This window comes from Wenyingzhuangia fucanilytica, assembly GCF_001697185.1.
GTDB classification, from domain to species: Bacteria; Bacteroidota; Bacteroidia; order Flavobacteriales; family Flavobacteriaceae; genus Wenyingzhuangia; species Wenyingzhuangia fucanilytica.
The window spans coordinates 168682-194285 of record NZ_CP014224.1 but is presented as its reverse complement, the minus strand read 5'-3'; the positions used below and the strand labels follow the sequence as shown (position 1 = coordinate 194285).

Here is a 25604-nt window from a genome sequence, read left to right as displayed (position 1 = left end):
TTTTAGCTTATTGGCTATTGGCTGTTTGCTTTTGGCTTTGGAGTTAAAGGCTATGGCTAACGGCTATTTTTGAGTGGCAAAAATACAGTTCTTAACTGAAACAATAAAACCTTGTTGTAAGTAAAATTATAGACAAAAAAAAACAACAAATAAATTTGTTGTTTTTTTTTACTGAGGTTACTCCTTTATTTTTATTGTTCGCTCATAGGGATGGTTATAATTTCATTCCCCCATGCCAAATATAAATTCATTTTATGATCAAAAACCATTGTAAATGGCTCAATACTTTCCTCGTTTTTAGAAACTTCGGCTTGTACTCTTACCACATCTTTTTCTTCGTTATAAGAATAAGCTCCCCAAACATCTATATCATTATTTAAAATAATAGTCCATTCTTTTTCTCCTGGAATAGCAAATAAGGAATAAGTTCCTGCTTCTACTTTTTTACCCCCAAAAACTACATCCTTATAAAATCTAATTTCGGTAGCTTCATTTGCTCCCATTCTCCATACTTCTCCATTTTTTGCTAAACTTTCTACTGTACGGCCTTTTAACTGGGGTCTACTGTAAATAATCTTAACAACTTTGTCTGATGTTTTATAACTCATTGGGTACGAAAGCGCATCCATAGGACTCACATCCAGTCCTTTAAAATTCTGAGCATTGCTATCTACACAGCTCAAAACCAACATTACCAAAATCAATATTTTTTTCATTCTTAAAAAGCTTTTATCATTTATTTTTAAAAGCTAATATACAACTCTCTACAGTTTAATTAAGGAATTTATTTAGATGCGATTATTATCCCAATAGAATACTATATCTTTGCACGTTAAACAAGCTAGTATTTTAGGATAGATGAAGAACATTAGAAACTTTTGCATTATTGCACATATTGATCACGGTAAAAGTACCTTAGCCGACAGACTATTAGGTTTTACTGGGGCTGTTACCCAACGTGAAGAGCAAGCACAATTGTTAGACAATATGGATTTGGAAAGAGAACGTGGTATTACCATTAAATCTCATGCCATTCAAATGAATTATCACTACGAAGGAGAAGACTATATTTTAAACTTAATAGACACTCCTGGACACGTAGATTTTTCTTACGAAGTATCTAGATCTATTGCAGCTTGTGAAGGAGCTTTATTAATTGTAGATGCTGCGCAAAGCATACAAGCACAAACTATTTCTAACTTATACTTAGCTTTAGAAAACGAATTAGAAATTATTCCTGTACTAAACAAAGTTGATTTGCCAAGTGCAAACCCTGAAGAAGTTACAGATGATATTGTAGACCTTTTAGATTGTGACCCAGAAGATGTGATTCACGCAAGTGGAAAAACAGGATTTGGAGTAGAAAACATTTTAAAGGCTATTATAGAAAAAATCCCAGCGCCTCAAGGAAATCCAGAAGCGCCATTAAAAGCTTTGATTTTTGACTCTGTTTATAATTCATACAGAGGAATAGAAACTTATTTTAGAATTATTGATGGTTCTATTAAAAAGGGAGAAAAAATTAAATTTATGGCTACCGGTAAGGATTATTTTGCCGATGAAGTAGGTACTTTAAATTTAAGACAAAGCCCTAAGAAAGAAATAAAAACAGGAGATGTAGGATATTTAATTACTGGAATTAAAACTGCCTCTGAGGTAAAAGTTGGAGATACCATTACTAGCTTGGTTAATCCAACAGCTGAGAGAATTGATGGTTTTGAAAATGTAAAACCTATGGTTTATGCTGGAATCTATCCAGTAGACACTGAAGATTACGAAGAATTGAGAGCATCTATGGAAAAGCTACAATTAAATGATGCTTCATTGGTTTTTCAACCAGAAAGTTCTGCCGCTTTAGGTTTTGGTTTCCGTTGTGGATTCTTAGGAATGTTACACATGGAAATTATACAAGAACGTTTGGAACGTGAATTTGACATGACGGTAATTACTACTGTACCTAACGTATCTTATCACGCTTTTACCAAAAAGCAACCTGACCAAATCATTATGGTTAACAACCCTACTGATTTACCTGACCCATCTAGTATGGACAGAGTAGAAGAACCATATATTAGGGCTTCTATCATTACAAAATCAGATTTTGTTGGACAAGTAATGAGTTTGTGTATAGAAAAAAGAGGAGAGATTGTTAATCAAACCTATTTGACTACAGAAAGAGTTGAATTGATTTTTGATATGCCTTTGGCTGAAATTGTTTTTGATTTTTACGATCGTTTAAAAACTGTTTCTAAAGGATATGCTTCTTTTGATTATCACCCAACAGGAATGAGACCTTCAAAACTTGTTAAAGTAGATATTTTATTAAACGGAAGTTCAGTAGATGCACTATCAGCCTTAATTCACGCAGACAACGCACACCATATAGGTAAAAAGATGTGTGAAAAACTAAAAGAATTGATTCCTCGTCAACAATTTGATATTCCTATTCAAGCTGCTATTGGAGCTAAAATCATCTCTAGAGAAACAACTAAAGCATTAAGAAAAGATGTTACCGCAAAATGTTACGGTGGAGATATTTCTAGAAAACGTAAACTTTTAGAAAAACAAAAGAAAGGAAAAAAACGAATGAGACAAGTTGGAAATGTTGAAATTCCACAAGAAGCATTTATGGCCGTTTTAAAACTAAACGACTAATACTCAAAGACCTTGCTAAGCAAGGTCTTTTTTTTGGTTAAAATTTAAAAACTAAAGTCAATTGCCTTCATAAAACCCCACCGGTATTTTTTTAGAATTTATTTAGTTATTAATATATGTTAACGGTTTTTTTTACTAAGTTTAGGAAGTGAATTAAAAGTAAATAATTATTTTATGAAAGTAATACACGTTAGTGCGGAATGCTATCCTGCAGCTAAAGTCGGAGGACTTGCAGATGTTGTTGGTGCCCTACCTAAATACCAAACCAACTTAGACTATGAGTCGGCTGTAATTATGCCATACTATAACAACAAGTATGCCAAAGACGCAAAATACACTTCAGACTTTGAATGCGAAGTAGCATTGGCTGAAAACAACTACAAAGCTATTGTTTATAAGGTAAAAAACAGCTTTGATGATTTAGGTTTTCACTTATATCAAATTAAGATTGAAAATCTTTTAGACAGAGAAAATGTTTATGGATATCAAGATGACACAGAAAGGTTTATTGCCTTCCAAAAAGTTGTTTTAGATTGGATACTCCAATTTGCAAAAGCTCCAGAAATCATTCATTGTCACGATCATCATACAGGATTGATTCCTTTTATGCTTACTCAATGTACTAAGTATAAATCAATGCGTGGAATTCCTACGATATTTACTATTCACAACGCAGAGTACCAAGGTGAGTTTTCATTTGAAAAACTATCTTACTTACCAGAATACGATTTAGAGTTCTCAGGAATTCTAGAGTGGGATTATGCTATCAACCCAATGGCAGCGGCTATTAAAGCTTGCTGGAGATATACTACAGTTTCTCCAAACTACATGAATGAATTACCATATTCATCAACAGGGTTGGATTGGCTGTTTGATACCGAAAGAGAAAAATCTGTAGGTATATTAAATGGTATTGATACAGATGTATGGAATGCCTCTACAGATACTATGATTGCCAAAAACTATTCAGCAAAAACTGTTGAAGCAGGTAAAAAAGCTAATAAATTAGTGCTTTGTGAAAAATTTGGTTTAGACCCTAACAAACCTTTAGTTGCTTTTATTGGTCGATTGGTTTATCAAAAAGGAGCCGATATAATGGCTGGTATTTTTGACAGAGCCCTAGATGCAAATGACATCAATGGACTAGTACTAGGTTCTGGAGACCCACATGCTGAATTTTTACTAAACGAACTAAAAGAAAAATACCCTAATAGATATAACACTTTTATAGGTTACGATGAAGAATTATCTCATTTAATTTATGCAGGTGCAGACTTTTTAATTATGCCTTCTAGATTTGAACCTTGTGGTTTAAATCAGTTATATGCTTTACGCTATGGAACCATCCCTGTAGTTAGAACCACAGGAGGTTTAAAAGATACCGTAAAAGATATTGGGGAAAAAGGTGGTTTTGGAATCCGTCATGAACATGTTACTGTTGATGATGTTGCCTTAGCCATTACCCGTGCTAACAAGCTGTATAATGACACTGATGAATTTAAAAGAATTCGAAAAGAAATTATGAAGATTGACAACTCATGGGAGAATTCAGCAAAAGAATACATCGAATTATATAACCTAATATCAAAGTAAATTATGAAAAAGAAAGTCTTAGGAATTATTTTAGGAGGAGGACAAGGATCTAGACTAAAACCACTAACATCTACTAGATCAAAACCAGCTGTCCCAATTGCAGGAAAATATAGATTGGTCGATATTCCTATTTCAAACTGTTTACACTCTAATATTGATAGAATTTTTGTTCTAACTCAATTTAACTCAGCCTCATTAAACAAACACATTAAAAACACCTACACCTTTGGTAATTTTTCTGGTGCATTTGTAGATATTTTAGCTGCGGAGCAAACCCCAGAAAACGATGGATGGTTCCAAGGAACTGCCGATGCTGTTAGACAGTCTATGCAACATTTTACTGCTTATGATTGGGATTACGCATTGATTTTATCAGGAGATCAATTGTATCAGATGGATTTTAACGAAATGGTTAAAAACCACGAAAAAAGTAACGCAGACATCTCCATTGCTACTTTACCAGTAAATGCAAAAGATGCTACAGGATTTGGAATCTTAAAAACCAATGACAACAACGAAATTACTTCATTTGTTGAAAAACCATCAGCAGAAGAATTAGGTGATTGGAAATCTGATGTAACTAGCGAAATGAGTTCTCAAGGAAGAGACTATTTAGCTTCTATGGGTATCTATATTTTTAATAGAGAATTACTTATAGAGTTAATGGAAAATAAAGAAACTATGGACTTTGGTGGGGAAATTATTCCACAAACCATTAAAACACATAAAGTTTCTAGCTATCAATACGAAGGTTACTGGACAGACATAGGAACTATTGGATCTTTCTTTGAAGCCAATTTAGGATTAACTGATGATATTCCTCAATTTGATTTGTTTGGAAATGACACTAATGTATTGACTCGTCCACGTTTTTTACCTCCAACTAAAATCTCTGGTACTACCTTAGAAAAAACTTTAATTGCAGAGGGAGGAATTATTAATGCTAGTAGAATTGAAAGAACTATTATAGGTATTCGTGCAAGAATAGGAATAGGAAGTACTATTTCTAACTGTTATGTAATGGGTAACGACAAGTACGAAGGAGCTACAGAAATTGAACAAAAAAGGAAAGCAAATATTCCTTTAAAAGGTATTGGAGATCGTTGTTATATTAACAACTGTATTATTGACAAGAATTCATCTATTGGTAACGACGTTAAAATTAACGGAGGGGATCACCTAGAAGATATTGATACTGATTTATACACCGTTAGAAATGGTATTGTAGTCATCAAAAATGGTGTGGTCGTACCTAGCGGAACTGTAATTATTTAAATTACACAAAATAATTTCTACACGCCCAAGTAAATCCTACTTGGGCGTGTTTCTTAACAACATAATCATTTAGCTTATGAATCACGTACAAATATACAGTCTGTTTACAGACTTTGATATATACCTTTTTAAATCTGGTAAACACTATAGACTTTACGAAAAGTTTGGAGCACACCCAGCTACTGTTGATGGCGTAAATGGAATGTATTTTTCTGTATGGGCACCTACTGCTAATAGAGTATCTGTGGTTGGAGACTTTAACTTTTGGAATGACAGTGAACACGTTTTAAATGTTAGATGGGATAGCTCAGGGATTTGGGAAGGATTTATTCCTAACGTAAAAGTGGGAGAAGTTTATAAATACAAAATACACTCTAACAACAACGGAATTGTAACCGAAAAATGTGATCCTTACGGATATCATACAGAACACCCACCTAAAACCGCCTCTGTAACCTATGACATAGAAGGTTATGAATGGCAGGACAAAGATTGGATGAGCTATCGTGAAGACAAAAACGGTTTAGACAAACCTTACTCTGTTTACGAAGTACACATGGAATCTTGGATGAAAACAGATGAAGGAACAAGACCATTATCTTATTGGGAGGCCTCACAAAAACTAGTTCAATATGTTAAAGAAATGAACTTTACTCACGTAGAGTTTATGCCAATTATGGAATATCCTTTTGATCAATCTTGGGGGTATCAATTAACAGGGTACTTTGCTCCTAGTTGTAGGTTTGGACATCCTAAAGAATTTATGAACTTAATTGATGAATTCCACAAGAATGATATTGGAGTTATTTTAGATTGGGTTCCTTCGCACTTTCCTTCTGACGACCACGGTTTAGGATTTTTTGACGGTTCTCATTTGTATGAACACCCAGATAAAAGAAGAGGATACCATAAAGACTGGAAAAGTTTAATTTTTAATTACGGAAGAAATGAAATTCGTTCTTTCTTGATTTCAAACGCTTGTTTTTGGCTAGACAAATACCATATTGATGGATTAAGAGTAGATGCTGTTGCTTCTATGCTTTATTTAGATTATTCCAGAGAAGATGGTGAATGGGAGCCAAATAAATATGGTGGAAACGAAAACTTAGAAGCTATAGAATTCTTAAAAGATTTTAATACCGAAGTTTACAACAGTTTCCCTGGTATACAAACTATTGCAGAAGAATCTACTGCATTTCCTGGAGTAACAAGAGCTGTTGAACACGGTGGTTTAGGATTTGGAATGAAATGGATGATGGGTTGGATGCACGATACTTTAGGATACTTTAAAAAAGATTCCATCCATAGAAAATACCATCATAACGAAATTACTTTTAGTATGGCTTATGCTTTTACTGAAAGATATATGTTACCCTTATCTCATGATGAGGTAGTATACGGTAAAGGATCTATTCTAGGTAGAATGCCTGGTGATCGATGGCAAAAAATGGCCAACTTACGATTGTTATACGGTTATATGTACTCACACCCCGGAGGTAACTTATTGTTTATGGGAGCAGAGTTTGGGCAAGAAAACGAGTGGAACTACGCTAATAGCTTAGATTGGCACTTGTTAGAAAACCCAGAACACAAAGCTGTTCAAACTTATATGAAAGACTTAAATCAATTCTTGAAAGACACTCCTGCATTGTACGAAAAAGGATTTTCTCAAGAAGGATTTGAATGGATTAACCATGAAGATGGAGAAAAATCTGTTTTAAGCTATATTAGAAAAGGACACGAAAGCAAAAACGACATTATTGTGTTGTGTAACGCAACTCCAACAGTTCAAGAGGATTACCTAATTGGAGTTCATAAAAAGGGAAAAATTAAAGAAATTTTTAACTCCGATTTGAAAAAATATGGAGGTAGTGGAATCAAAAATAGCAAGCAAATTGACGTTTCTGACAAACCTTGGAACTGGAAGGACTATTCTGCAAAAGTGACCCTTCCACCCCTTTCAATCGTTATTTTTCAGGTAAAATAAAATCATATTTCTAACGATACTATAAAAACGCCCTTTATTCAACAAAATAAAGGGCGTTTTTTTATCAATACTCCAATCCCGACCCTCTACAACAACCCAAGCACAAACCCAGTGTTTATAAGGGTTCATCAATATAAAAATCCTAAATAAAAAAAAGATTATAAAAGTTTGATTGTTAACATTTTTTACTAAATTGGAATACTAACAAATAATTAATGAACTAGATACTATGATTTTAAACGAAAGAATCGAACACAAAGGAAATGCGTTTCCTTCAAAAGTGATAGATTTTAAAAAGGACGTAGATACACTTTACTTTCATTCTGAAAATGGTGTTATTCTACAAATGACTGTACTTAGAGATAGTATGTTGCGTTTTAGATTTACAACTGACGCTAAATTTGAACCAGATTTTTCATACGCTATAGCTAAAGAAGCTGTAAAAGGATACAACAAATTAGAAATTACAGAAGATATTGAAAAGTATATTGTTACCACTTCAAAGTTAATCTGTTACATTTCTAAAGAAGATTTAAGAACTCGTATTTACGATGCTATAGACGAAACTTTAATTTCTGAAGATGAATTAGGATTTCACTGGGAAGAAAGTTACGAGCTTGGTGGAAATATTGTAAAAATGACTAAAAGCTCTCCAACAGGAGAAAGCTTTTATGGTTTAGGAGATAAACCTGAACACACCAATCTTAAAGGAAAACGTTTCCAAAACTGGGCTACAGACTCTTATGCATTTGGACGTAATACAGATCCTATTTACAAGGCAATTCCTTTTTACACTGCTATACAAAACAAAAAAGCTTACGGAGTTTTCTTTGACAACTCTTTTAGATCTCATTTTGATTTCTGTTCAGAAAGAAGAAATGTTACCAGTTTTTGGGCAGAAGGTGGAGAAATGAATTACTATTTTATTTATGGACCTAAAATGCAAGATGTAGTAGCTAGCTACACCAATCTTACAGGAGCTCCAGAACTACCACCTTTATGGGCATTAGGATACCACCAATGTAAATGGAGTTATTATCCAGAATCTAATGTAAAAGAAATTACACAGAAGTTTAGAGACTTACAAATACCATGTGATGCTATCTATTTAGATATTGACTATATGGAAGGTTTCCGTTGTTTTACTTGGAGTAAGGAATATTTCCCTGAACCAAAAAGAATGGTTAAAGAATTGGCTGATGACGGATTTAAAACCGTTGTTATTATTGATCCAGGTATTAAAATTGACATGGAATATGATGTTTTTCGCGAAGGTTTAGAAAAAGATTATTTCTGTAGAAGAGCCGATGGACCATATATGAAAGGAAAAGTTTGGCCAGGAGAATGTTATTTCCCAGACTTTACTAAACCAGAAGTACGTGAGTGGTGGGCCACTTTGTTCCAAGGTCTAATTGAAGACATTGGTGTTAAAGGAGTATGGAATGACATGAACGAACCTGCTGTAATGGACGTTCCTGGTAAATCTTTCCCTGATGATGTTCGCCATGATTACGATGGAAACCCTTGTTCTCACCGTAAAGCGCACAACATATATGGAATGCAAATGGCTAAAGCAACTTATAAGGGGTTGAAAAAATACAACTATCCTTTAAGACCTTTTGTTATTACACGTTCTGCATATTCTGGAACACAAAGATACACCTCAACATGGTTAGGAGATAATGTTGCTACTTGGGAACATTTATGGATTGCGAATGTACAAGCACAAAGAATGGCCATGTCTGGTTTCTCTTTTGTAGGATCTGATATTGGTGGATTTGCACAACAACCTAATGGAGAATTATACGCACGTTGGATACAATTAGGTATTTTCCACCCTTTCTGTAGAACACACTCTTCTGGAGATCACGGAGATCAAGAACCTTGGACTTTTGGTCAAGAGATTACGGATGTTGTTCGTAAGTTTATTGAAATCAGATATCAATTATTACCATATTTATACACTTCTTTTTACAAGTACATTGAAGAAGGAATTCCTATGTTAAAATCATTGGTTTTATTTGACCAAGAAGATGCTCAAACTCACCATAGAACAGATGAGTTCTTAGCTGGAGAACATATTTTGGCTTGCCCTATTGGAGAACCAAATGCTAAAGGTCGTAGAATGTATATCCCAAGAGGGAACTGGTATAATTACTGGAACCACGAAATGGTTGAAGGAGGTAGAGAAATGTGGGTAGATGCAGATATTGATAGCATGCCAGTCTTTGTAAAAGAAGGAGCTATTATTCCTAAATACCCTATTCAACAATATGTTGGTGAAAAAAATATTGACCAATTAACTCTTGATGTTTATTATAAATCTGGTAAAGAAGAATCTAGTGTATACGAAGATGCCAATGATGGATATGACTACACTAAAGGACGTTTTAGTTTAAGACACTTTACTGTAAATGGTAAAGAGGACAAACTAACTATTAAGCAACATAAGTCTGGTACTTTTATTACTGAATACGAAACCTTTAAAATTAATTTGATTGGATTACCATTCCAAATTAAAACGGTTAGAGTTGATAACGAAGACATCAACTTAGATGATGTAAAAGTAGGACACAGAGTTTTAGAGATTACTAAAAACTTTAATCAATTAGAAGTTTTAGCATAGTAGTTACTTGCTTATCAAAATACAAAGCCTCTCTATTTAGGGAGGCTTTGTTGTTTTATACCATAAAAGAAAGAAACTTCTATGTACTTCTCGATACAAATCACTTCATTTTATTACGTGATTTACTCGAAGTGACAGTGGCTAATATTATAGTAATATCCTGTGAAGGAATAAGAAGAAAATCTTTCTAAAAAGCACTCCTCGATACAAACCTCTTCATCTCATTATGTGATTCACTCGAAGTGACAGTGGCAAAATATTATAGTAGTATCCTGTGAAGGAATAAGAAGAAAATCTTTCTAAAAAGCACTCCTCGATACAAACCTCTTCATCTCATTATGTGATTCACTCGAAGTGACAGTGACAAATATTATAGTAATGTATTGAGAAGTAATAAGAAGAAAATCTTTCTAAAAAGCACTTATCTATACAAACCTCTTCATCTCATTATGTGATTCACTCGAAGTGACAGTGGACAAATATTATAGTAATATCCTGTGAAGGAATAAGAAGAAAATCTTTCTAAAAAGCACTTATCTATACAAACCTCTTCATCTTATTCCGTGATTTACTCGAAGTGACAGTGGCAAAATATTATAGTAGTATCCTGTCAAGGAATAAGAAGAAAATCTTTCTAAAAAGCACTCCTCGATACAAACCTCTTCATCTCATTATGTGATTCACTCGAAGTGACAGTGACAAATATTATAGTAATGTATTGAGAAGTAATAAGAAGAAAATCTTTCTAAAAAGCACTCCTCGATACAAACCTCTTCATCTCATTATGTGATTCACTCGAAGTGACAGTGGACAAATATTATAGTAATATCCTGAGAAGGAATAGGAAGAAAATCTTTCTAAAAAACACTTCTCGATACAAATCACTTCATCTTATTATGTGATTCACTCGAAGTGACAGTGGACAAATATTATAGTAATATCCTGTGAAGGAATAAGAAGAAAATCTTTCTAAAAACACTTCTCGATACAAAGCACTTCATCTTATTCCATGATTTACTCGAAGTGACAGTGGCTAATATTATAGTAATATCATGAGAAGGAATAGGAAGGAAATCTTTCTAAAAAGCACTCCTCGATACAAACCTCTTCATCTTATTACGTGATTCACTCGAAGTGACAGTGGACAAATATTATAGTAATATCCTCTGAAGGAATAAGAAGAAAATCTTTCAAGAAAATACTTCTCGATACAAAGCACTTCATTTTATTATGTGATTCACTCGAAGTGACAGTAGTAATTCTTGAAAAGAAAAATATATTTTACCCCTTCCATTTGATTCCACAACCTACACTTGGTTTGCCTTTGTGGGTATAACGTTTATTGTTTATCAAATCTTCGAAGGCAATTTTTATATCATCACCTGTAACTTTAACAGCATTTCCTGGTCTAGAATCATCTAACTGACCATGATAATATAATTTTAAATCCTTATCAAATAAGTAAATATCTGGAGTACAAGCAGCATTGTATTCTTTTGCTACGTTTTGACTTTCATCATATAAATAAGGAAAAGGATATTTATTTTCTATCGCATGTGATTTCATCAACTCCGGACTATCTTGAGGATATCTTTCTACATCATTACTGCTAATGGCAATAAAATTAATTCCTTGAGGCTGATATTGATTTGCCAATTTCACCAATAATTTATTGACATGAATCACAAAAGGGCAGTGATTGCAAATAAACAAGACCAATGTTCCTATTTCTCCTTGGATAGCTTCTAAAGGAATATGAACTCCTGAAACCGTATCAGGCAATACAAAATCTGGAGCAATGGTTCCAACTCGCATAGTATTAGAAGGGGTCAACGCCATAATTTATCTTTTTTTCAAAGATATAAAACCTATCTAACACCTGGTGTAAAATCCATATTTCCTCCGTCAATATTTAATTGTGGCACATTCTTTTTAATTTGCCATTCACTTTCATCAAAAACAGTATTCGGAATTGAAATATCTATTTTCCTAACAGCCACTCCATCTTCATACTCCCAAGCAGAACCTGTACCATCAACATTTGGAACCCCATACACATCTTTCACTTTGTTTAAAGGGTCAATCAACTCATATGCATCATCTCCGTTTCCATCAATATTACTATGGGAAATCATTGGAGCAAATCCAAAATAAGTTTCGAACCAAGTTTTATTAGTTTGATCGTCCAGAGCATCATTTGCAATCAATAAAGTTGAATTCGGAGCTATAGACAAGTCATCTAAAGAAATGATATAAGAATAGTTATTGGCAGAAGTTTTATTGTATCTAACCAAATTCCATCCCTCCAAAGAAACAGTGTTTGGAGTTGGATTAAAAATTTCAACATACCTAGCAACCTCACCGGTTCCAACTTTAGGGTCAGCTACTTCGGTTATCAAAAGATCTGGAGTTATAATTTCAGAGCAATTAACATAAGGTCCAGATGGAATTAAATCTTCTATTTGGTTCAACACCAAAATAGGTTCTTTATCAAAACTAATATGGTAAATAGCTGTAATATCTACTTGAGCATTTGGAATTTGTTCTTCCGAAAAATCTGCAAAATTACTAGTTTCTAACAAAATAGAATCCTTCCTAAAGGTATTACAAAACACTAAAGTTCTTAACCCATTAAAATCATCCGTTGGTAAGCCCGAAAGAGGTAAACCTATTTGGTTTTCTTTAAAATGGACATCTTTAATTTTTACTAAAGTATTTAAATCACTACTTGTTAAATTAGACAACTCAATTGGTTTTGGAACGACCTCGGCCACCTCGGTTGTTTTTAAAATATGGGTATCTAGGTCAAACTCTAAAATATCTTTAATATAAGTACCATTTGGCTTTCCTAAAGTTAATAACTTATTGCTCGTGGTTCTTTTTAAACCCTCTAGGTTAATGATTACTTTTCTTCCTAGAGCATATTTTGTACTAGCTGAGGCAATCCCCACACGAATTCTCATTCCCATTCTAGGGTTCTCAGGAGCAATATCAGAAAGCCCTGTAGTGTTTTGAATAAAAACTTCTTTATAAAAATTCCCTTGAATATCCGAAGAAACCACATAGCCTACCACCACAGTATCTTTTCCAATTTCATTACCGTGTAAATCATAAAGTTGTTTAAAGGTAATTTCTGTTTTTTGACTGATGTCTGGATTGACAATATCAGTATCAATCATTTTGTGATTTACATCTTCTACACAAGAAATTAAAAGCAGTAATAATATAAATAAACTATATTTTTTCATGACGTTTCTTTTAAAATGAATAGTATAAACCCGTGAAAAAAGTCCTCCCATTTCCTACAAAATATCTATTTCCAAACAAGGGTAATTCCCTATTATACTCCTTTAGTTGTTCACTATAATTTGCCGCCCTACTACTTGCAAAACCTCCAGTATTATATTGAATATTTAACAAGTTTTGAACATTCCAATACAGACTTAAATAGCCAGTATTTAATCTCCAGGATTTCCCTCCAGATAAATTTATAAACGTAAAGTTTTTTAACTGTTCTTGCTCCCTAAACAAAGTCACCAACTGTTGATTCATATTAGCAATGGGAGTTCCATTAACTTCGTTGGTAAAATTACTGGTATAACGAATGGGAGCAATATCTGCATAACTATTTCTAAAATGGTTAACACTCAACCTAATTCTCCAATAATCAGGATCGTTATAAGCCAACATGATAGAAAATGCTTGTTGAGGACCCACCGATAACTTTTTGTTCTTAATATGAGTAGTTCCTAAATTTTTTACTCCATATACAAAACCTAAATTTTGTGCACTTGAAACATCTTCGGTATACAACAATAAATTTGGGTTATTAGAATACATATAATCTCCTAAACCTACTACTCCTGTTAATTTTAGACTTGAACTAATATTATATGAAGTTCCCAACTCCAAACCCATATATTTTTTATTGATATTGTTTAAAACTTCTTGAACAAACAATCCGTTTTCATTTTGTAAATCTCCCGCATTGGGATTATCATCTGCTGCAGTTCCAAAACCTTCGGCAAAATAGAAACCAGTTTCGGTTACATTTGTTTGTAAGTTGTAATAACCTGTTAATTTTAAATTGTAGTTTAATCCTCTATGAATATAACTAAGCGCATTGCTAAATAGATTTTCTGTTGCTAAGTTTCTTAGAACAGCATTACTTACACGAGCATTAGGAAATATTTGTTTTACACTTGGCGTTTTTTGAATATAAGCCGTTTTAAAATTGAACAACTGTCTACCCGAAAGCTTATACAACAGCTCGCCTTTGGCTTGATAAGCCCACAAACTTACTTTTTTATTTTTCCCTTGTGCCTCAGCATTGTTTTCATAATCATACAAACCCTCTCTTTGATGGTGAACATAAAAAGCACCCAAAGCACCAGACCACTCAAACTTTTTTTCTTTCCAACCTACTTGGGCAAATCCTAATATACTTGAACTATTGATGTTGTAATTGTATTTAAATCTATCACCCTCTTTTACCACTCTATTAGGATGATTTAAATCACTTTGAGCTAAAGTAAAACTTGCTACATCTAAATATCCTATTCCGCCTAGTAAGTCTAAAACTTCTGCATAATTTTCTGATCTAGTAGTTCTATATTCTACACTTGCATTAAATTGTCCGTTTTGCTTTATTTTTTGAGTAATATTTGAATTTAGCTGAATTCTACTCTCCGCTCTTTTATCATCATATAACACATAAGCTGCATTTTGATTGATTGCTTTCATCTCTGCATTTGCTTGATATAAAGAATTCCAATCTAACTGACCATCATTAAAAAAAGCTTGTTGATATCTATAAACATTTTCATAATCAACTGTATTTCTTGACAACCAATAACTCGGCATTTTTTGATAATAAGCCGCATCGGGGTTTGTACCTCCATTGTAATCTAATCTAGAGTAGCCAATACTTCCTTTTTGTAACATGAGTGAATTTTCCCAACGCGTTTTATCTTTATTTTTAAAAGTATGAGTAAACAATAATATAGGTTCCTCAATAGTCCTTATCCTAGCATTTCTTTTATTCCCATGCTGAAATCCCCAATTCCCATTGTAACTATTTCCTTTTAAAGAATATACTTCGTGAGTATAAGCTCCCGCCATCCCTCTCCTGTTTGGTGTATATAAAAAACTTGCGGTGAAACTATTTTTAGTATTTATGTATTTCTCCACACTAAGCATTAAAGAATTTGCTTCATAAAACGTTCCTGTTCTGTACCCTTGATTCCCCCAACGCCTACTAGCAGAAACAACATAATACCACTGATTTGGCATGCTTCCTACATGACTTAAAGCAACTTTGTTTTGATAAGTTCTATCGGAACGAGCATAGACAACTCTTGATCCCTTTCTGTACTCCGAAGCTCTAGTGGTTAAAGAAGTAACTCCCAAAGCACCACCAAAAGTTTTTTCTGAAGCTCCTAAAGGCTCTGTTACCACTTGGGTTCTATATATTCCCTCTACTCCTCCCCAATTGTTCCATGCGGGTCTATCATCATACAATCTATTTTGATGAACACCATTTAACAAAAAAGCTCTTTGATTTAACCCTAAACCTCTAGCACTATAAAAGACTCCTTGAAACTCAAACCCAACTGTATTTAGATACACATCATCCGAAGCAGAAAAAATTCCAGTAATATTCGTCACTTCCCCACTTTCATCCTCTAACTGATCCTCTGTTAAATTCAGTAAACTAAATTCTTCATGATCATCCTCAATTGGTTTTAAATAAATAATAGCTGACTTTATTTTCTTAACGGTTGTCCGTAAGTTTTGATATCCTTTAGATTTAAATACCAATTCATTTACATTAGTTGGCAGCAATAAATCGTACCTTCCTAAAGGATCTGTAAACAAATACTGCTTATTGGTATTAGCTATTTCAACCTCAAAAACAGACAAGGGTTTGTTGGTTTTAAAATCTTTAACCACTCCCTTAAACAAAGATTGCTCTTGACAGAACACAGAAATGCTGAACAAACAGCAACAAAGTACCTTGTGATTTAGCAACATTTTTCTTTTCCTTTTCTTTCTAAATTAAGTTATTTTTAATTTCAAAAAAACATGCTATCGAAAATCAATCAAATAACACTCATTGTTTTAACCCTCTGTTACAGTAGTTTTTATGCACAGAAATCATATATCGTTCAAACCGTTGCGTTTTACAATCTTGAAAATCTCTTTGATACTATTAACGACCCAAACAAATTGGATGAACTAAGTCCAATGATGGAAATAAAATCTAATCGAAAAGAAATTTACCAAGACAAACTATCAAAACTTTCTCAAGTACTTTGCGAAATAGGAAAAGAGCAAAACAAATTACCACCATCTATTATTGGAGTAGCAGAAGTAGAAAACCGAAAAGTTTTAGAAGATTTAATTGCAACTCCTCCTTTGAGTAATTATCACTACGGAATTATTCATTTTGACTCACCAGATCTTCGTGGTATAGACACTGCATTGTTATATAACAAAGAAGTTTTTAAACCCACACATAGCGAAGCCATTCCAGCAAACTTATATCACAACAATGTTAAAATTCACACTCGAGATATTCTTTGGATTACTGGCTATTTGATTGATGAAAAAATACACGTTTTGGTAAATCATTGGCCATCAAGGCGAGGAGGAGCTCAAAAAAGCAGTATTTTAAGAGAGCATGTTGCCAAAAGAAATTTAGCGATTATTGACTTAATTCACGAAGAAGAACCTAATGCCAAAATTATTGGAATGGGAGATTTTAACGACAACCCAACAGACAAAAGCTTTAAAAAAATATTAAACACCAAGAACTCTAAGACCAAATTAAAACCAGGAGACCTATACAACCCTTTTGAAAAGATGTTTAAAAATGGTTTTAACACCTTAACTTATCAAGGAGAACTCTTTTTGTTTGATCAAATATTTTTTAGTGATAATTATATTACTTTAAACAAAAACTACCATCAATTTAAATTTTATAAAGCAGGAATATTTAACCCCAATTATATGACATTACAAAAAGGAACTTACAAGGGAAGCCCTAAAAGAAGTTTTTCGGGAAGTAGTTATTTAGGTGGATATAGCGATCATTATCCTGTTTATAGCTATCTTATCAAAGAAAACAACTAAAATTAATCTTAAAATTTTAAGAATAGTAAAGTATATTTGTTTTTAAAACTAGTCACATGGCATTGATCCTAAATATAGAAACCTCTACCAAAAACTGCTCTATAAGCCTAGCAAAAGATGGTATTTGTCTTTATTTAAAAGAAGAGAATAACGGAGACTACTCACACGCCGAAAAGCTACATGTTTTTATAGAAGATGCTTTAAAATCCGAAAACATTAAGGCAACAGATTTAGATGCTATTGCCGTAGGTAAAGGTCCTGGATCATATACAGGTTTAAGAATTGGTGTTTCTACTGCAAAAGGATTGGCTTATGCTATTAACAAACCATTAATTTCTGTAGATACTTTAAAAGCTTTAGCTAAAAGTATTCGTATTGAACAAGGAATTATTGTTCCTATGATTGATGCAAGAAGATTAGAAGTATATAGCGCTGTTTTTAATCAGAACTACGAATACAGTAGAAATCCAGAAGCAGAAATTATTGATGAAACTTCTTATCAAAACTTATTAAACGAGCAATCTGTTTATTTTTTAGGAGATGGAGCTGCTAAATGTAAAGACCTCATTAAACATAAAAATGCTGTTTTTATTGATGAAAAATTTCCATCTGCAAAAGAAATGGCTGTTTTAGCCGAAGAAAAATATCAAAATAAATCTTTTGAAGATACAGCCTATTTTGAACCGTTTTATTTGAAAGATTTTATGGTAACCCCTCAAAAAAATAAACTTTAACACTGTGAAATGCACTTAAATAGGATGTACATTTCATAACATTTAATTAACATTTGAACTTGCTTTTTTTTAGTAATTTTGAGCCCTAATTTAAATTTTCCCCATGGAAGACGTGTATTTTTTAATGATCATTGCTTTGGCTGTATTAGCCACAATAGATTTAGTAGTTGGTGTTAGTAATGATGCCGTTAACTTTTTAAATTCAGCAATTGGATCTAAGGCAATAACGCCAAAAAAGATAATGATTATTGCAAGTATAGGTGTACTTGTAGGTGCTGTTACTTCTAGCGGAATGATGGAAGTAGCCCGTAAAGGAATTTTTGTTCCAAGTCAATTTTATTTTGATGAAATCATGTACATATTTATGGCTGTAATGATTACAGACATTTTGTTACTCGATATCTTTAACACCTTGGGAATGCCTACTTCTACTACAGTTTCTATTGTATTTGAATTATTAGGAGCTGCTGTTGCTATGGCATTGATTAAAATATCTGGAGATGACTCAAAAAACATCGCTGATATTTGGCAATACATCAACCATGAAAAAGCCTTGCTTATTATTTTTGGAATTCTGCTCTCTGTAGCTATTTCCTTTACAGTAGGAGCATTAGTTCAATTCTTATCTAGAATTGTATACTCTTTTAACTTAAACGATAAAAAATCTTATATCAACGCTATCTTTGGTGGTTTGGCTATTACTGCAATTACATATTTCATTTTTGTAAAAGGAATGAAAGGAACGCCTTATTACTCAAACACAAAACACTTAATTGAAGGACAAACTTTTAATATTCTTGTTCTTGGATTTTTAGGTTGGACCTTAATCTCGCAATTACTTATAAGTCTTTTTAAAATTGATATTTTAAAAGTAATTATTGGTATCGGAACCTTTTCTTTAGCCATGGCTTTCTCTGGAAACGACTTGGTAAACTTTGTAGGGGTACCAATTGCCGCATGGAACTCTTTCCAAGCGTGGTCTGTTTCTGGTATAGCTGCCAATGAATTCTCTATGGGAATTTTAGCAGAAAAAGTACCTTCTAACCCACTATTATTAGTATTTGCTGGAGGGGTGATGGTTGTTACCTTATGGTTTTCTAAAAAAGCAAAAACTGTTATTGAAACTGGAGTAAACTTATCTAGACAAGGTGATGGACATGAAAAGTTTGAACCTAACCCAGCATCTAGAGGGATTGTTAGATTTGGTATGTTAATCAATACAGGAATAAACTTTTTTATTCCTCAAAAAACTAGAAAATATATAGATTCAAGATTCGAAAGACCTTCTATTGTCATCTCTAAAAACAAGAGCTACGAAGTTCCTGCTTTTGATATGGTAAGAGCCTCTATTAACTTAGTTGTTGCAGGTATTTTAATTTCTATAGGTACTTCTTTAAAACTGCCTTTATCTACTACTTACGTTACATTTATGGTAGCTATGGGTACTTCTTTGGCTGATAGAGCTTGGGGAAGAGAAAGTGCTGTTTATAGAATTGCAGGGGTATTAAGCGTAATTGGTGGTTGGTTCTTAACTGCTATTGTAGCCTTTACTTTTGCTGCTATTGTTGCTTTCCTAATCAATTTAGGAGGACCATTAATGATTGCTATTTTACTTTTAACAGTTCTTTTCTTAATTGGAAGAAACTACGTTAAACACTCTCAAAAAGAAAAAGAAAAAGAAGCTAAAAAAGCTATCAAAAAAGAAACTATAGACACGATTAACGGAGTAATTAATGAAAGCTCTGATCACATTATACAAGTATTAGGTAGAGTACAAAAACTTTACTCTAATGTGGTAAATAACTTAGCTGATCAAAACTTAGACAAGCTAAAGAAAAATGACAAGCACGTTAACAAATTAAATCAAGAAATTGACGAGTTGCGTAATGATGTTTTCTATTTTATCAAATCTTTAGAGAAAAGTTCTGTTGAAGCAAGTAAGTTCTACATTTCTGTATTAGGATATTTAGAAGATATTTCTCAATCTATTAGCTATATTTCTAAAATTAGCTACAAGCACGTTAATAACAATCACAAACCTTTAAACAAGGAACAAATCAGTGATTTAAAAGCAATCATGAAAGGATTAGACGCTGTATTAACTGATATTTCTTTGGTTTTAAAAGAACAAAATTTTGATGAGCTTTCTATTATTTTAGAAAAGAAACAAGCTTTATTAGAAAATGTTTCTGACTCTTTAGGAAAACAAATTGATAGAATTAGAACTGTAGAAACAAGTCCAAAAAACACCACTCTACACTTTGGTATTATTATGGAATCTAAAGATTTAATTATGGCATTAATTAATTTATCTGAATTGATTAATGAAATACAATCTAATGTAAAAAGATAAGTCACCTTATCAACAATAATTCAAAAATCCGTCTTCATAAAAATGTAGACGGATTTTTTGTTAACATTAATTTAACATTAGAGAACTGAATTAACACTCACTTTATCTGAGACATAAGCCTAAATCCATTAGCAAACAAGAACTACGAAGCCTTTACTATAACATTCCTCCCTTAACCACACCCTTACATCTTAACATTGAATTAACGTTAGTTAACAAAAAAGTAACGTAGTTTTGCACTTCATTAATGAAAAACATGAAGACAGCTAAACTATTTACTTTACTCGTTCTAACCTTAACCATCTCAAACTTAAGTGCTCAAAAGATAGGAAAAGACACATTTGGAAAGGGAATTTTTAATTCAGTTGCTAAAGATAGTACTTGGAGCATGAAGTTTGGATTGCGTATGCAATACCTTACTTCTGTAGGTTTGGATGCAGATGCAAACAATAATTTTGACTTTGACCCAAAAAACCTTCAGACAGACACTAAAGTTAGGAGATATAGATTAAAATTTGATGGATTTGTATTAAGCCCAAAGGTTAAATATAAAATTGAATTAGGAATGTCTAACAACGACACAGGATCTTCTAATGAATACACTAAACTTGGCCCTAAGTTGATTTTAGACGCCGTTTTAAAATGGAACTTTTATAAAAACTTAGAAATCTGGGCAGGTCAAACCAAATTACCTGGTAACCGTGAACGTGTAATTTCATCAGCAAACATGCAATTGGTTGACAGATCTATCTTAAACAGAGAGTTTACTTTAGATAGAGATATGGGGTTTCAATTAAGAAACCATCACACCATTGGTAAACAGTTTTTAATTAGAGAAGTTTTTGCCATTACTCAAGGAGAAGGAAGAAACATTACCACTGGAAATGTTGGAGGTCAACAATACACTAGTAGAATAGAATTTTTACCTTATGGAACCTTTACTAGTAAAGGGGATTATAAAGGAGGTGATTTAAAAAGAGAGCCTAAGCCAAAACTATCCGTGGGACTAACCTACAATCACAATGATAGAGCTTCTAGACAAAGAGGAAGTCAAGGAAGTATTATAGAATTAATTGACGATAGTGGAAGCCCAGAAGACCATGTATTTGCTACTACGGATGTAAATACTTCTTTTGTAGATTTTATGTACAAGCACAATGGTTATTCAATGATGGGAGAATTTGCTTATAGAAATGCAGATGACACCACAATAGGTACAAATCCTGTTAAAGTAGGAAAAGGATATAATTTAACTGCAGGATATTTATTTCACAACAACTATGAAATAACGACAAGATATAGTCAAGTAGATTATAAAGGAATTGCCAATACCAAAGAACAATATACAGTTGGAGTCTCTAAATACATTGTAGGACATGCCTTAAAAATTCAAACAGATTTAAGCTATACTACTGTTGATGGTGCTTCGGATGGATTACAATATAGATTACAATTTGAAGTTCATTTTTAGAAAAAACATTCTAAATAAAAACGCCCTCTTTTTGGTAAAAGAGGGCGTTTTTATATTAAAAATCTATCTGAACTCTTAGCTGAGAGATGTTTGCATTTCCTTTATCATAAACATCGGCATAAATCTGATTAAACATAAATCTTGTATACGGATTTAAATACCAATTTAAACCAAGAGTATAATCATCTTGAATACCTCCAGCCACATCTCTATGATTCATGTCTACGTGTGAATATCTAAAAGCAAGTTCCCAAGCTCCACTTTTGTTCGCACTAAGATTATGCTTAGGCCTAAAGCGGTTGAACATACTGTAAGGATTCTTTATTTGCTTATGCTCCCCGGTAAGATACCAACTTACCTGACCATAGTAGGTAGAAAAATGATTTACAGAATTATAACGTCTAACATCAACATACATATACTCTCCTTGAAAATTAAAAGCTTTGTTACTATAGGCTATTTCTGAGTTAACAATATTTACATGATTCACATCTGTTAAGCCTGTAATGGCTACATAAGAAATGTTACTTAAATTTACCTCTGGTTTAGCATCTACATTAAACTCATGATCATCATATTTTCTATAAGAACCAGCAATTCCTAAATGTAAAAACTCTGTTTGTTCATAAATAGGCATCCCTGTAAACCTTCCTGTAACCACAAAACTGTCATCAGCAATCTTATCATTCCCAGTGTTTTTATCTGAATTTCTAAAGGCTCCTAGTTGATAAGAAAGTCTGTGTTCGTAATAATCATCCATCAACAAAATTCCACTATTACGAATGGGCATAAAATCCGTATTAAAAGAACGTTCTAAAAAAGTTAAATAGTTACTACTATTTAAAACATCTAACCTAATAGGTTCTTTTACCTGACCAATTCTAATTCTTCCCACTATAGGAACGTTTTTAAGCCCTATAAACGCATCTCTTATTCCTACTTGACCATTGATGAAATTCAACTGTAATTTGTATTCTAAATTAGAATAAAGCGCCCCCGTTGCATAAAAAAACAATCTTCTAAATTGTTCACCACTTTTAATTTGCTTTTCTGCATATGAAGCATTTAACAGATTCGATTCGGAAAACACCGCATTGTCAAACATAATTCGTCCTCCAATATTCAATGACTTTTCATTGGATATTAACTTTATGTTTTGATCATGGTCTAATGAAAAGTCATTATCATCCTGAGCAAAAAGGGAATTTGTAAGAAAAAATAAAATAAAGGATAGTACTGGGGTATTTAACTTCATAATGTTTTAGTATCTAATACAAAATTAAAAAACCGCTTTTGTTTCAAAAGCGGTTTTGTGATATAAATTAAAATTATCTAATTATGACAATACTGATTTAATTCTAGCTACTGCCTCTCTTAATTGCGCTTCAGAAGCTGCATAAGAAATACGTATACATGTTGGTGCTCCAAAATCTTCACCAGATACGGTAGCAACATTAGCCTCTTCTAACAACAACATAGAAAAATCTGCTGCTGTATTAATTGCATGACCTTTAATTGTTTTTCCTAAGAAAGCAGAAACATCAGGGAAGATATAAAAAGCTCCTTTAGGAACATTTAATTTAAATCCTTCAATTTCACCTAACAATTCTAACATCATGTTTCTTCTTTTTTCAAACTCAACTACCATGTAGTCAATTCTTGAAACAGGCTCTGATAATGCAGTAATTGCAGCTCTTTGAGCGATACAGTTAGTTCCTGAAGTAATTTGCCCTTGCATTTTTGTACAAGCTTTTGCAATCCACTCTGGCGCTCCAATATATCCAATTCTCCAACCTGTCATTGCAAATGCTTTTGCCAATCCGTTTACAGTAATCGTTCTATCGTACATAGATGGAATACAAGCAATACTAAAGTTTGGTGTTCCGTAATTGATGTGTTCATAGATTTCATCAGAAACAATATAAATATCTGGATACTTTTCTAATACTGCTGCCAAAGCTCTATAATCTTCCTCTGTATAAACAGTTCCACTTGGGTTGTTTGGAGAGTTAAAGAAAATTAATTTAGTTTTAGGAGAGATCGCTTCTTCTAATTGCTCAGGAGTAATTTTAAAATCATTTTCAATAGTAGAAGGAATTTCTTTAAAAGTAGCTCCACCTAAAATCCCTAATGCAGAATAAGAAACCCAATAAGGTGCAGGCAACAAAACCTCATCTCCTGGGTTTAACAAAACTTGAGTAATATTTGCCAAAGATTGTTTTGCTCCTGTAGAAACAACAATTTGACTAGGCTTATAATCTAAATTATTATCTCTTTTAAACTTTAAAGAAATTGCCTCTTTTAAATCAGCATAACCATCAACTGGACTATAAGAATTATAGTTGTCGTTAATAGCTTGAATAGCTGCATCTTTAATATAATCTGGAGTGTTAAAATCTGGTTCTCCTAAGCTTAAGCTAATGATATCTTTTCCAGCTGTTTTTAACTCTCTTGCTTTTGCAGCCATTGCTAATGTAGCAGATGCTGGTAAACTCGTAATTCTGTCTGATAAAACTTGTTTCATTGTGAAATTTACTTATTATATATTCTTTATCCCATTTGGGGTTGTTTCCCTAAAATAATTAACTGATTGATGTGTGCAGCTAAAGCTTCTTTTATTGTTTCATATTCGTGATATGGCAACTCAAACTCTTTGGCTGTCTTTTTTACAATTTTAGAAATGTCTTTGTAGTGAACATGCGAAATTGTAGGAAATATATGGTGTTCTATTTGATAATTTAATCCTCCTAAAAAGAAAGAAACCACCTTGTTTTTAGTTGCAAAATTTGCTGTTTCTTGTAATTGATGTGCAGCCCAACTTCTTTTTTCACTTTCTAACTGCTCAGGAGAAATTACCTCAACAGCATCTGTAATATGTGCCAATTGGAACACAACACTTAATACCAAACCAGCTACATAATGCATTACCATAAATCCTATTAGCCATTGATACCATGCAATTGGCATCACTAATAAAGGTAATGCCAACCAAAATAAGTAATACACTATTTTGGTCATGATTAAAAGGGTCCATTCTTTAGCAGGATTCAACTCCCCCTCTGCACTTAATTTGTGTTTGATGTATTTAGGTGTTTGTCTAAAATCTACCACCAAAGCCCATTGTATGGTTAACAAACCATATAAAAAGAAAGCATAAAATCTTTGATACTTATGAAAACGCTTCCAAGGCTCATGCTTAGACAAACGTATTACTCCTTGTATATCAATATCCTCATCAATCCCTTCTATATTTGTGTATGTATGGTGCAATAAATTATGTTGTACTTTCCAGTTATACACATTTCCTGCAAGAATATAAATACTGTTTCCCATCAATTGGTTTACCCACCATTTGCTAGAAAAAGATCCGTGATTACTATCGTGCATCACATTCATCCCTACTCCTGCCATTCCTAAGCCCATTAATACACACATCAAAATACGATAAGCATTCCCCATAGGGAAAAACATCAAAGCTAGATAGGGTATAAACAATAAAGAAAACATCAATACAGCTTTTGAGTAAAGTACCCAATTCCCTGTACGTTTAAGGTTATTATCCTTAAAGTACTTATTAACTCTTTGATTTAGAGTTTTAAAAAACTGGTTATTAGTTTCCCTTGAAAAACTTACTTGTAGCATTTGTTATTAATATTCAGCCTACAAAAGTAACTAATTTTTACTCACTTTATTTCAAATCGGCAATAAGAAATTTAAGATTTAAACGTATTTTATATAAATGTAAAGAACATTTAACCAAAGGTTTCCTATTTATT

Annotated in this window: 16 protein-coding genes; 9 read left to right on the top strand and 7 right to left on the bottom strand. The window is 32.9% G+C overall.

Annotated elements, in window-relative coordinates; all coding sequences use genetic code 11:
* Positions 1 to 191: 191 nt before the first annotated feature.
* Positions 192 to 716 (bottom strand): DUF2911 domain-containing protein, encoded by a 525-nt coding sequence (locus AXE80_RS00850; protein WP_068824033.1) that lies wholly within the window; start codon positions 714 to 716, stop codon positions 192 to 194.
* Between the two features lie 142 nt (positions 717 to 858).
* Here AXE80_RS00850 and lepA point away from each other — a divergent pair, with 142 nt between their 5' ends.
* The 5 genes from lepA to AXE80_RS00825 all read left to right on the top strand — a co-directional run bounded on the left by lepA (position 859) and on the right by AXE80_RS00825 (position 10136).
* Positions 859 to 2655, top strand: a complete 1797-nt coding sequence (gene lepA / locus AXE80_RS00845) for a translation elongation factor 4 (RefSeq protein ID WP_068824032.1) — start codon at positions 859 to 861, stop codon at positions 2653 to 2655.
* A 174-nt stretch (positions 2656 to 2829) separates the two neighbouring features.
* A complete protein-coding gene (locus AXE80_RS00840; RefSeq protein ID WP_068824031.1) occupies positions 2830 to 4248 on the top strand; it encodes a glycogen synthase in 1419 nt (472 codons plus the stop codon).
* 3 nt (positions 4249 to 4251) lie between these two features.
* A complete protein-coding gene (locus AXE80_RS00835) occupies positions 4252 to 5523 on the top strand; it encodes a glucose-1-phosphate adenylyltransferase (protein ID WP_068824030.1) in 1272 nt (423 codons plus the stop codon).
* A 76-nt stretch (positions 5524 to 5599) separates the two neighbouring features.
* A complete protein-coding gene (glgB, locus tag AXE80_RS00830) occupies positions 5600 to 7510 on the top strand; it encodes a 1,4-alpha-glucan branching protein GlgB (protein ID WP_068824029.1) in 1911 nt (636 codons plus the stop codon).
* Positions 7511 to 7739: 229 nt separating this feature from the next.
* A complete protein-coding gene (locus AXE80_RS00825; protein ID WP_068824028.1) occupies positions 7740 to 10136 on the top strand; it encodes a glycoside hydrolase family 31 protein in 2397 nt (798 codons plus the stop codon).
* A gap of 1281 nt (positions 10137 to 11417) precedes the next feature.
* Here AXE80_RS00825 and AXE80_RS00820 read toward each other — a convergent pair.
* Genes AXE80_RS00820 through AXE80_RS00810 form a run of 3 tightly spaced genes read right to left on the bottom strand, consistent with a single transcriptional unit; the run spans position 11418 to position 16121 of the window.
* Positions 11418 to 11975: a thioredoxin family protein gene (locus tag AXE80_RS00820; RefSeq protein WP_068824027.1), complete on the bottom strand. Its 558-nt coding sequence runs from the start codon at positions 11973 to 11975 to the stop codon at positions 11418 to 11420.
* Between the two features lie 29 nt (positions 11976 to 12004).
* Complete coding sequence (locus AXE80_RS00815; RefSeq protein WP_169816796.1) at positions 12005 to 13384, bottom strand: DUF5689 domain-containing protein; 1380 nt, start codon at positions 13382 to 13384, stop codon at positions 12005 to 12007.
* A gap of 10 nt (positions 13385 to 13394) precedes the next feature.
* On the bottom strand, positions 13395 to 16121 hold the full coding sequence (locus tag AXE80_RS00810; RefSeq protein ID WP_068824025.1) for a TonB-dependent receptor: 2727 nt from the start codon (positions 16119 to 16121) through the stop codon (positions 13395 to 13397).
* A gap of 99 nt (positions 16122 to 16220) precedes the next feature.
* Between AXE80_RS00810 and AXE80_RS00805 the strand changes: the two genes are divergently transcribed.
* The 4 genes from AXE80_RS00805 (at position 16221) to AXE80_RS00790 (ending at position 21828) form a co-directional block, all read left to right on the top strand.
* Positions 16221 to 17270: an endonuclease/exonuclease/phosphatase family protein gene (locus AXE80_RS00805; protein WP_068824024.1), complete on the top strand. Its 1050-nt coding sequence runs from the start codon at positions 16221 to 16223 to the stop codon at positions 17268 to 17270.
* 56 nt (positions 17271 to 17326) lie between these two features.
* Positions 17327 to 18004: a tRNA (adenosine(37)-N6)-threonylcarbamoyltransferase complex dimerization subunit type 1 TsaB gene (gene tsaB, locus AXE80_RS00800; protein WP_068824023.1), complete on the top strand. Its 678-nt coding sequence runs from the start codon at positions 17327 to 17329 to the stop codon at positions 18002 to 18004.
* Positions 18005 to 18107: 103 nt separating this feature from the next.
* Positions 18108 to 20357, top strand: a complete 2250-nt coding sequence (locus AXE80_RS00795) for an inorganic phosphate transporter (RefSeq protein WP_068824022.1) — start codon at positions 18108 to 18110, stop codon at positions 20355 to 20357.
* A gap of 256 nt (positions 20358 to 20613) precedes the next feature.
* Complete coding sequence (locus tag AXE80_RS00790; protein WP_157359313.1) at positions 20614 to 21828, top strand: porin; 1215 nt, start codon at positions 20614 to 20616, stop codon at positions 21826 to 21828.
* A gap of 55 nt (positions 21829 to 21883) precedes the next feature.
* Here AXE80_RS00790 and AXE80_RS00785 read toward each other — a convergent pair whose 3' ends face one another.
* The 3 genes from AXE80_RS00785 to AXE80_RS00775 all read right to left on the bottom strand — a co-directional run bounded on the left by AXE80_RS00785 (position 21884) and on the right by AXE80_RS00775 (position 25470).
* The gene (locus AXE80_RS00785; RefSeq protein ID WP_068824020.1) at positions 21884 to 23083 is read right to left on the bottom strand and encodes an OprO/OprP family phosphate-selective porin; all 1200 of its coding nucleotides are present in this window, start codon (positions 23081 to 23083) and stop codon (positions 21884 to 21886) included.
* 81 nt (positions 23084 to 23164) lie between these two features.
* Positions 23165 to 24352, bottom strand: coding sequence for a pyridoxal phosphate-dependent aminotransferase (locus AXE80_RS00780; RefSeq protein WP_206208128.1), 1188 nt, complete (start codon positions 24350 to 24352; stop codon positions 23165 to 23167).
* A 26-nt stretch (positions 24353 to 24378) separates the two neighbouring features.
* Entirely contained in the window at positions 24379 to 25470 is a 1092-nt protein-coding gene (locus tag AXE80_RS00775) for a fatty acid desaturase family protein (RefSeq protein ID WP_068824019.1), read from the bottom strand.
* Positions 25471 to 25604 lie beyond the last annotated feature (134 nt).

What these genes read in the sequence shown, in the direction of transcription:
- AXE80_RS00780 (WP_206208128.1), bottom strand. Translation starts at nt 24,352, where the DNA reads ATGAAACAAGTTTTATCAGACAGAATTACGAGTTTACCAGCATCTGCT.
- AXE80_RS00840 (WP_068824031.1), top strand. Translation starts at nt 2,830, where the DNA reads ATGAAAGTAATACACGTTAGTGCGGAATGCTATCCTGCAGCTAAAGTC.
- glgB (WP_068824029.1), top strand. Translation starts at nt 5,600, where the DNA reads ATGAATCACGTACAAATATACAGTCTGTTTACAGACTTTGATATATAC.
- AXE80_RS00790 (WP_157359313.1), top strand. Translation starts at nt 20,614, where the DNA reads ATGAAGACAGCTAAACTATTTACTTTACTCGTTCTAACCTTAACCATC.
- tsaB (WP_068824023.1), top strand. Translation starts at nt 17,327, where the DNA reads ATGGCATTGATCCTAAATATAGAAACCTCTACCAAAAACTGCTCTATA.
- AXE80_RS00795 (WP_068824022.1), top strand. Translation starts at nt 18,108, where the DNA reads ATGGAAGACGTGTATTTTTTAATGATCATTGCTTTGGCTGTATTAGCC.
- AXE80_RS00835 (WP_068824030.1), top strand. Translation starts at nt 4,252, where the DNA reads ATGAAAAAGAAAGTCTTAGGAATTATTTTAGGAGGAGGACAAGGATCT.
- AXE80_RS00850 (WP_068824033.1), bottom strand. Translation starts at nt 716, where the DNA reads ATGAAAAAAATATTGATTTTGGTAATGTTGGTTTTGAGCTGTGTAGAT.
- AXE80_RS00785 (WP_068824020.1), bottom strand. Translation starts at nt 23,083, where the DNA reads ATGAAGTTAAATACCCCAGTACTATCCTTTATTTTATTTTTTCTTACA.
- AXE80_RS00820 (WP_068824027.1), bottom strand. Translation starts at nt 11,975, where the DNA reads ATGGCGTTGACCCCTTCTAATACTATGCGAGTTGGAACCATTGCTCCA.
- lepA (WP_068824032.1), top strand. Translation starts at nt 859, where the DNA reads ATGAAGAACATTAGAAACTTTTGCATTATTGCACATATTGATCACGGT.
- AXE80_RS00805 (WP_068824024.1), top strand. Translation starts at nt 16,221, where the DNA reads ATGCTATCGAAAATCAATCAAATAACACTCATTGTTTTAACCCTCTGT.
- AXE80_RS00825 (WP_068824028.1), top strand. Translation starts at nt 7,740, where the DNA reads ATGATTTTAAACGAAAGAATCGAACACAAAGGAAATGCGTTTCCTTCA.
- AXE80_RS00815 (WP_169816796.1), bottom strand. Translation starts at nt 13,384, where the DNA reads ATGAAAAAATATAGTTTATTTATATTATTACTGCTTTTAATTTCTTGT.
- AXE80_RS00775 (WP_068824019.1), bottom strand. Translation starts at nt 25,470, where the DNA reads ATGCTACAAGTAAGTTTTTCAAGGGAAACTAATAACCAGTTTTTTAAA.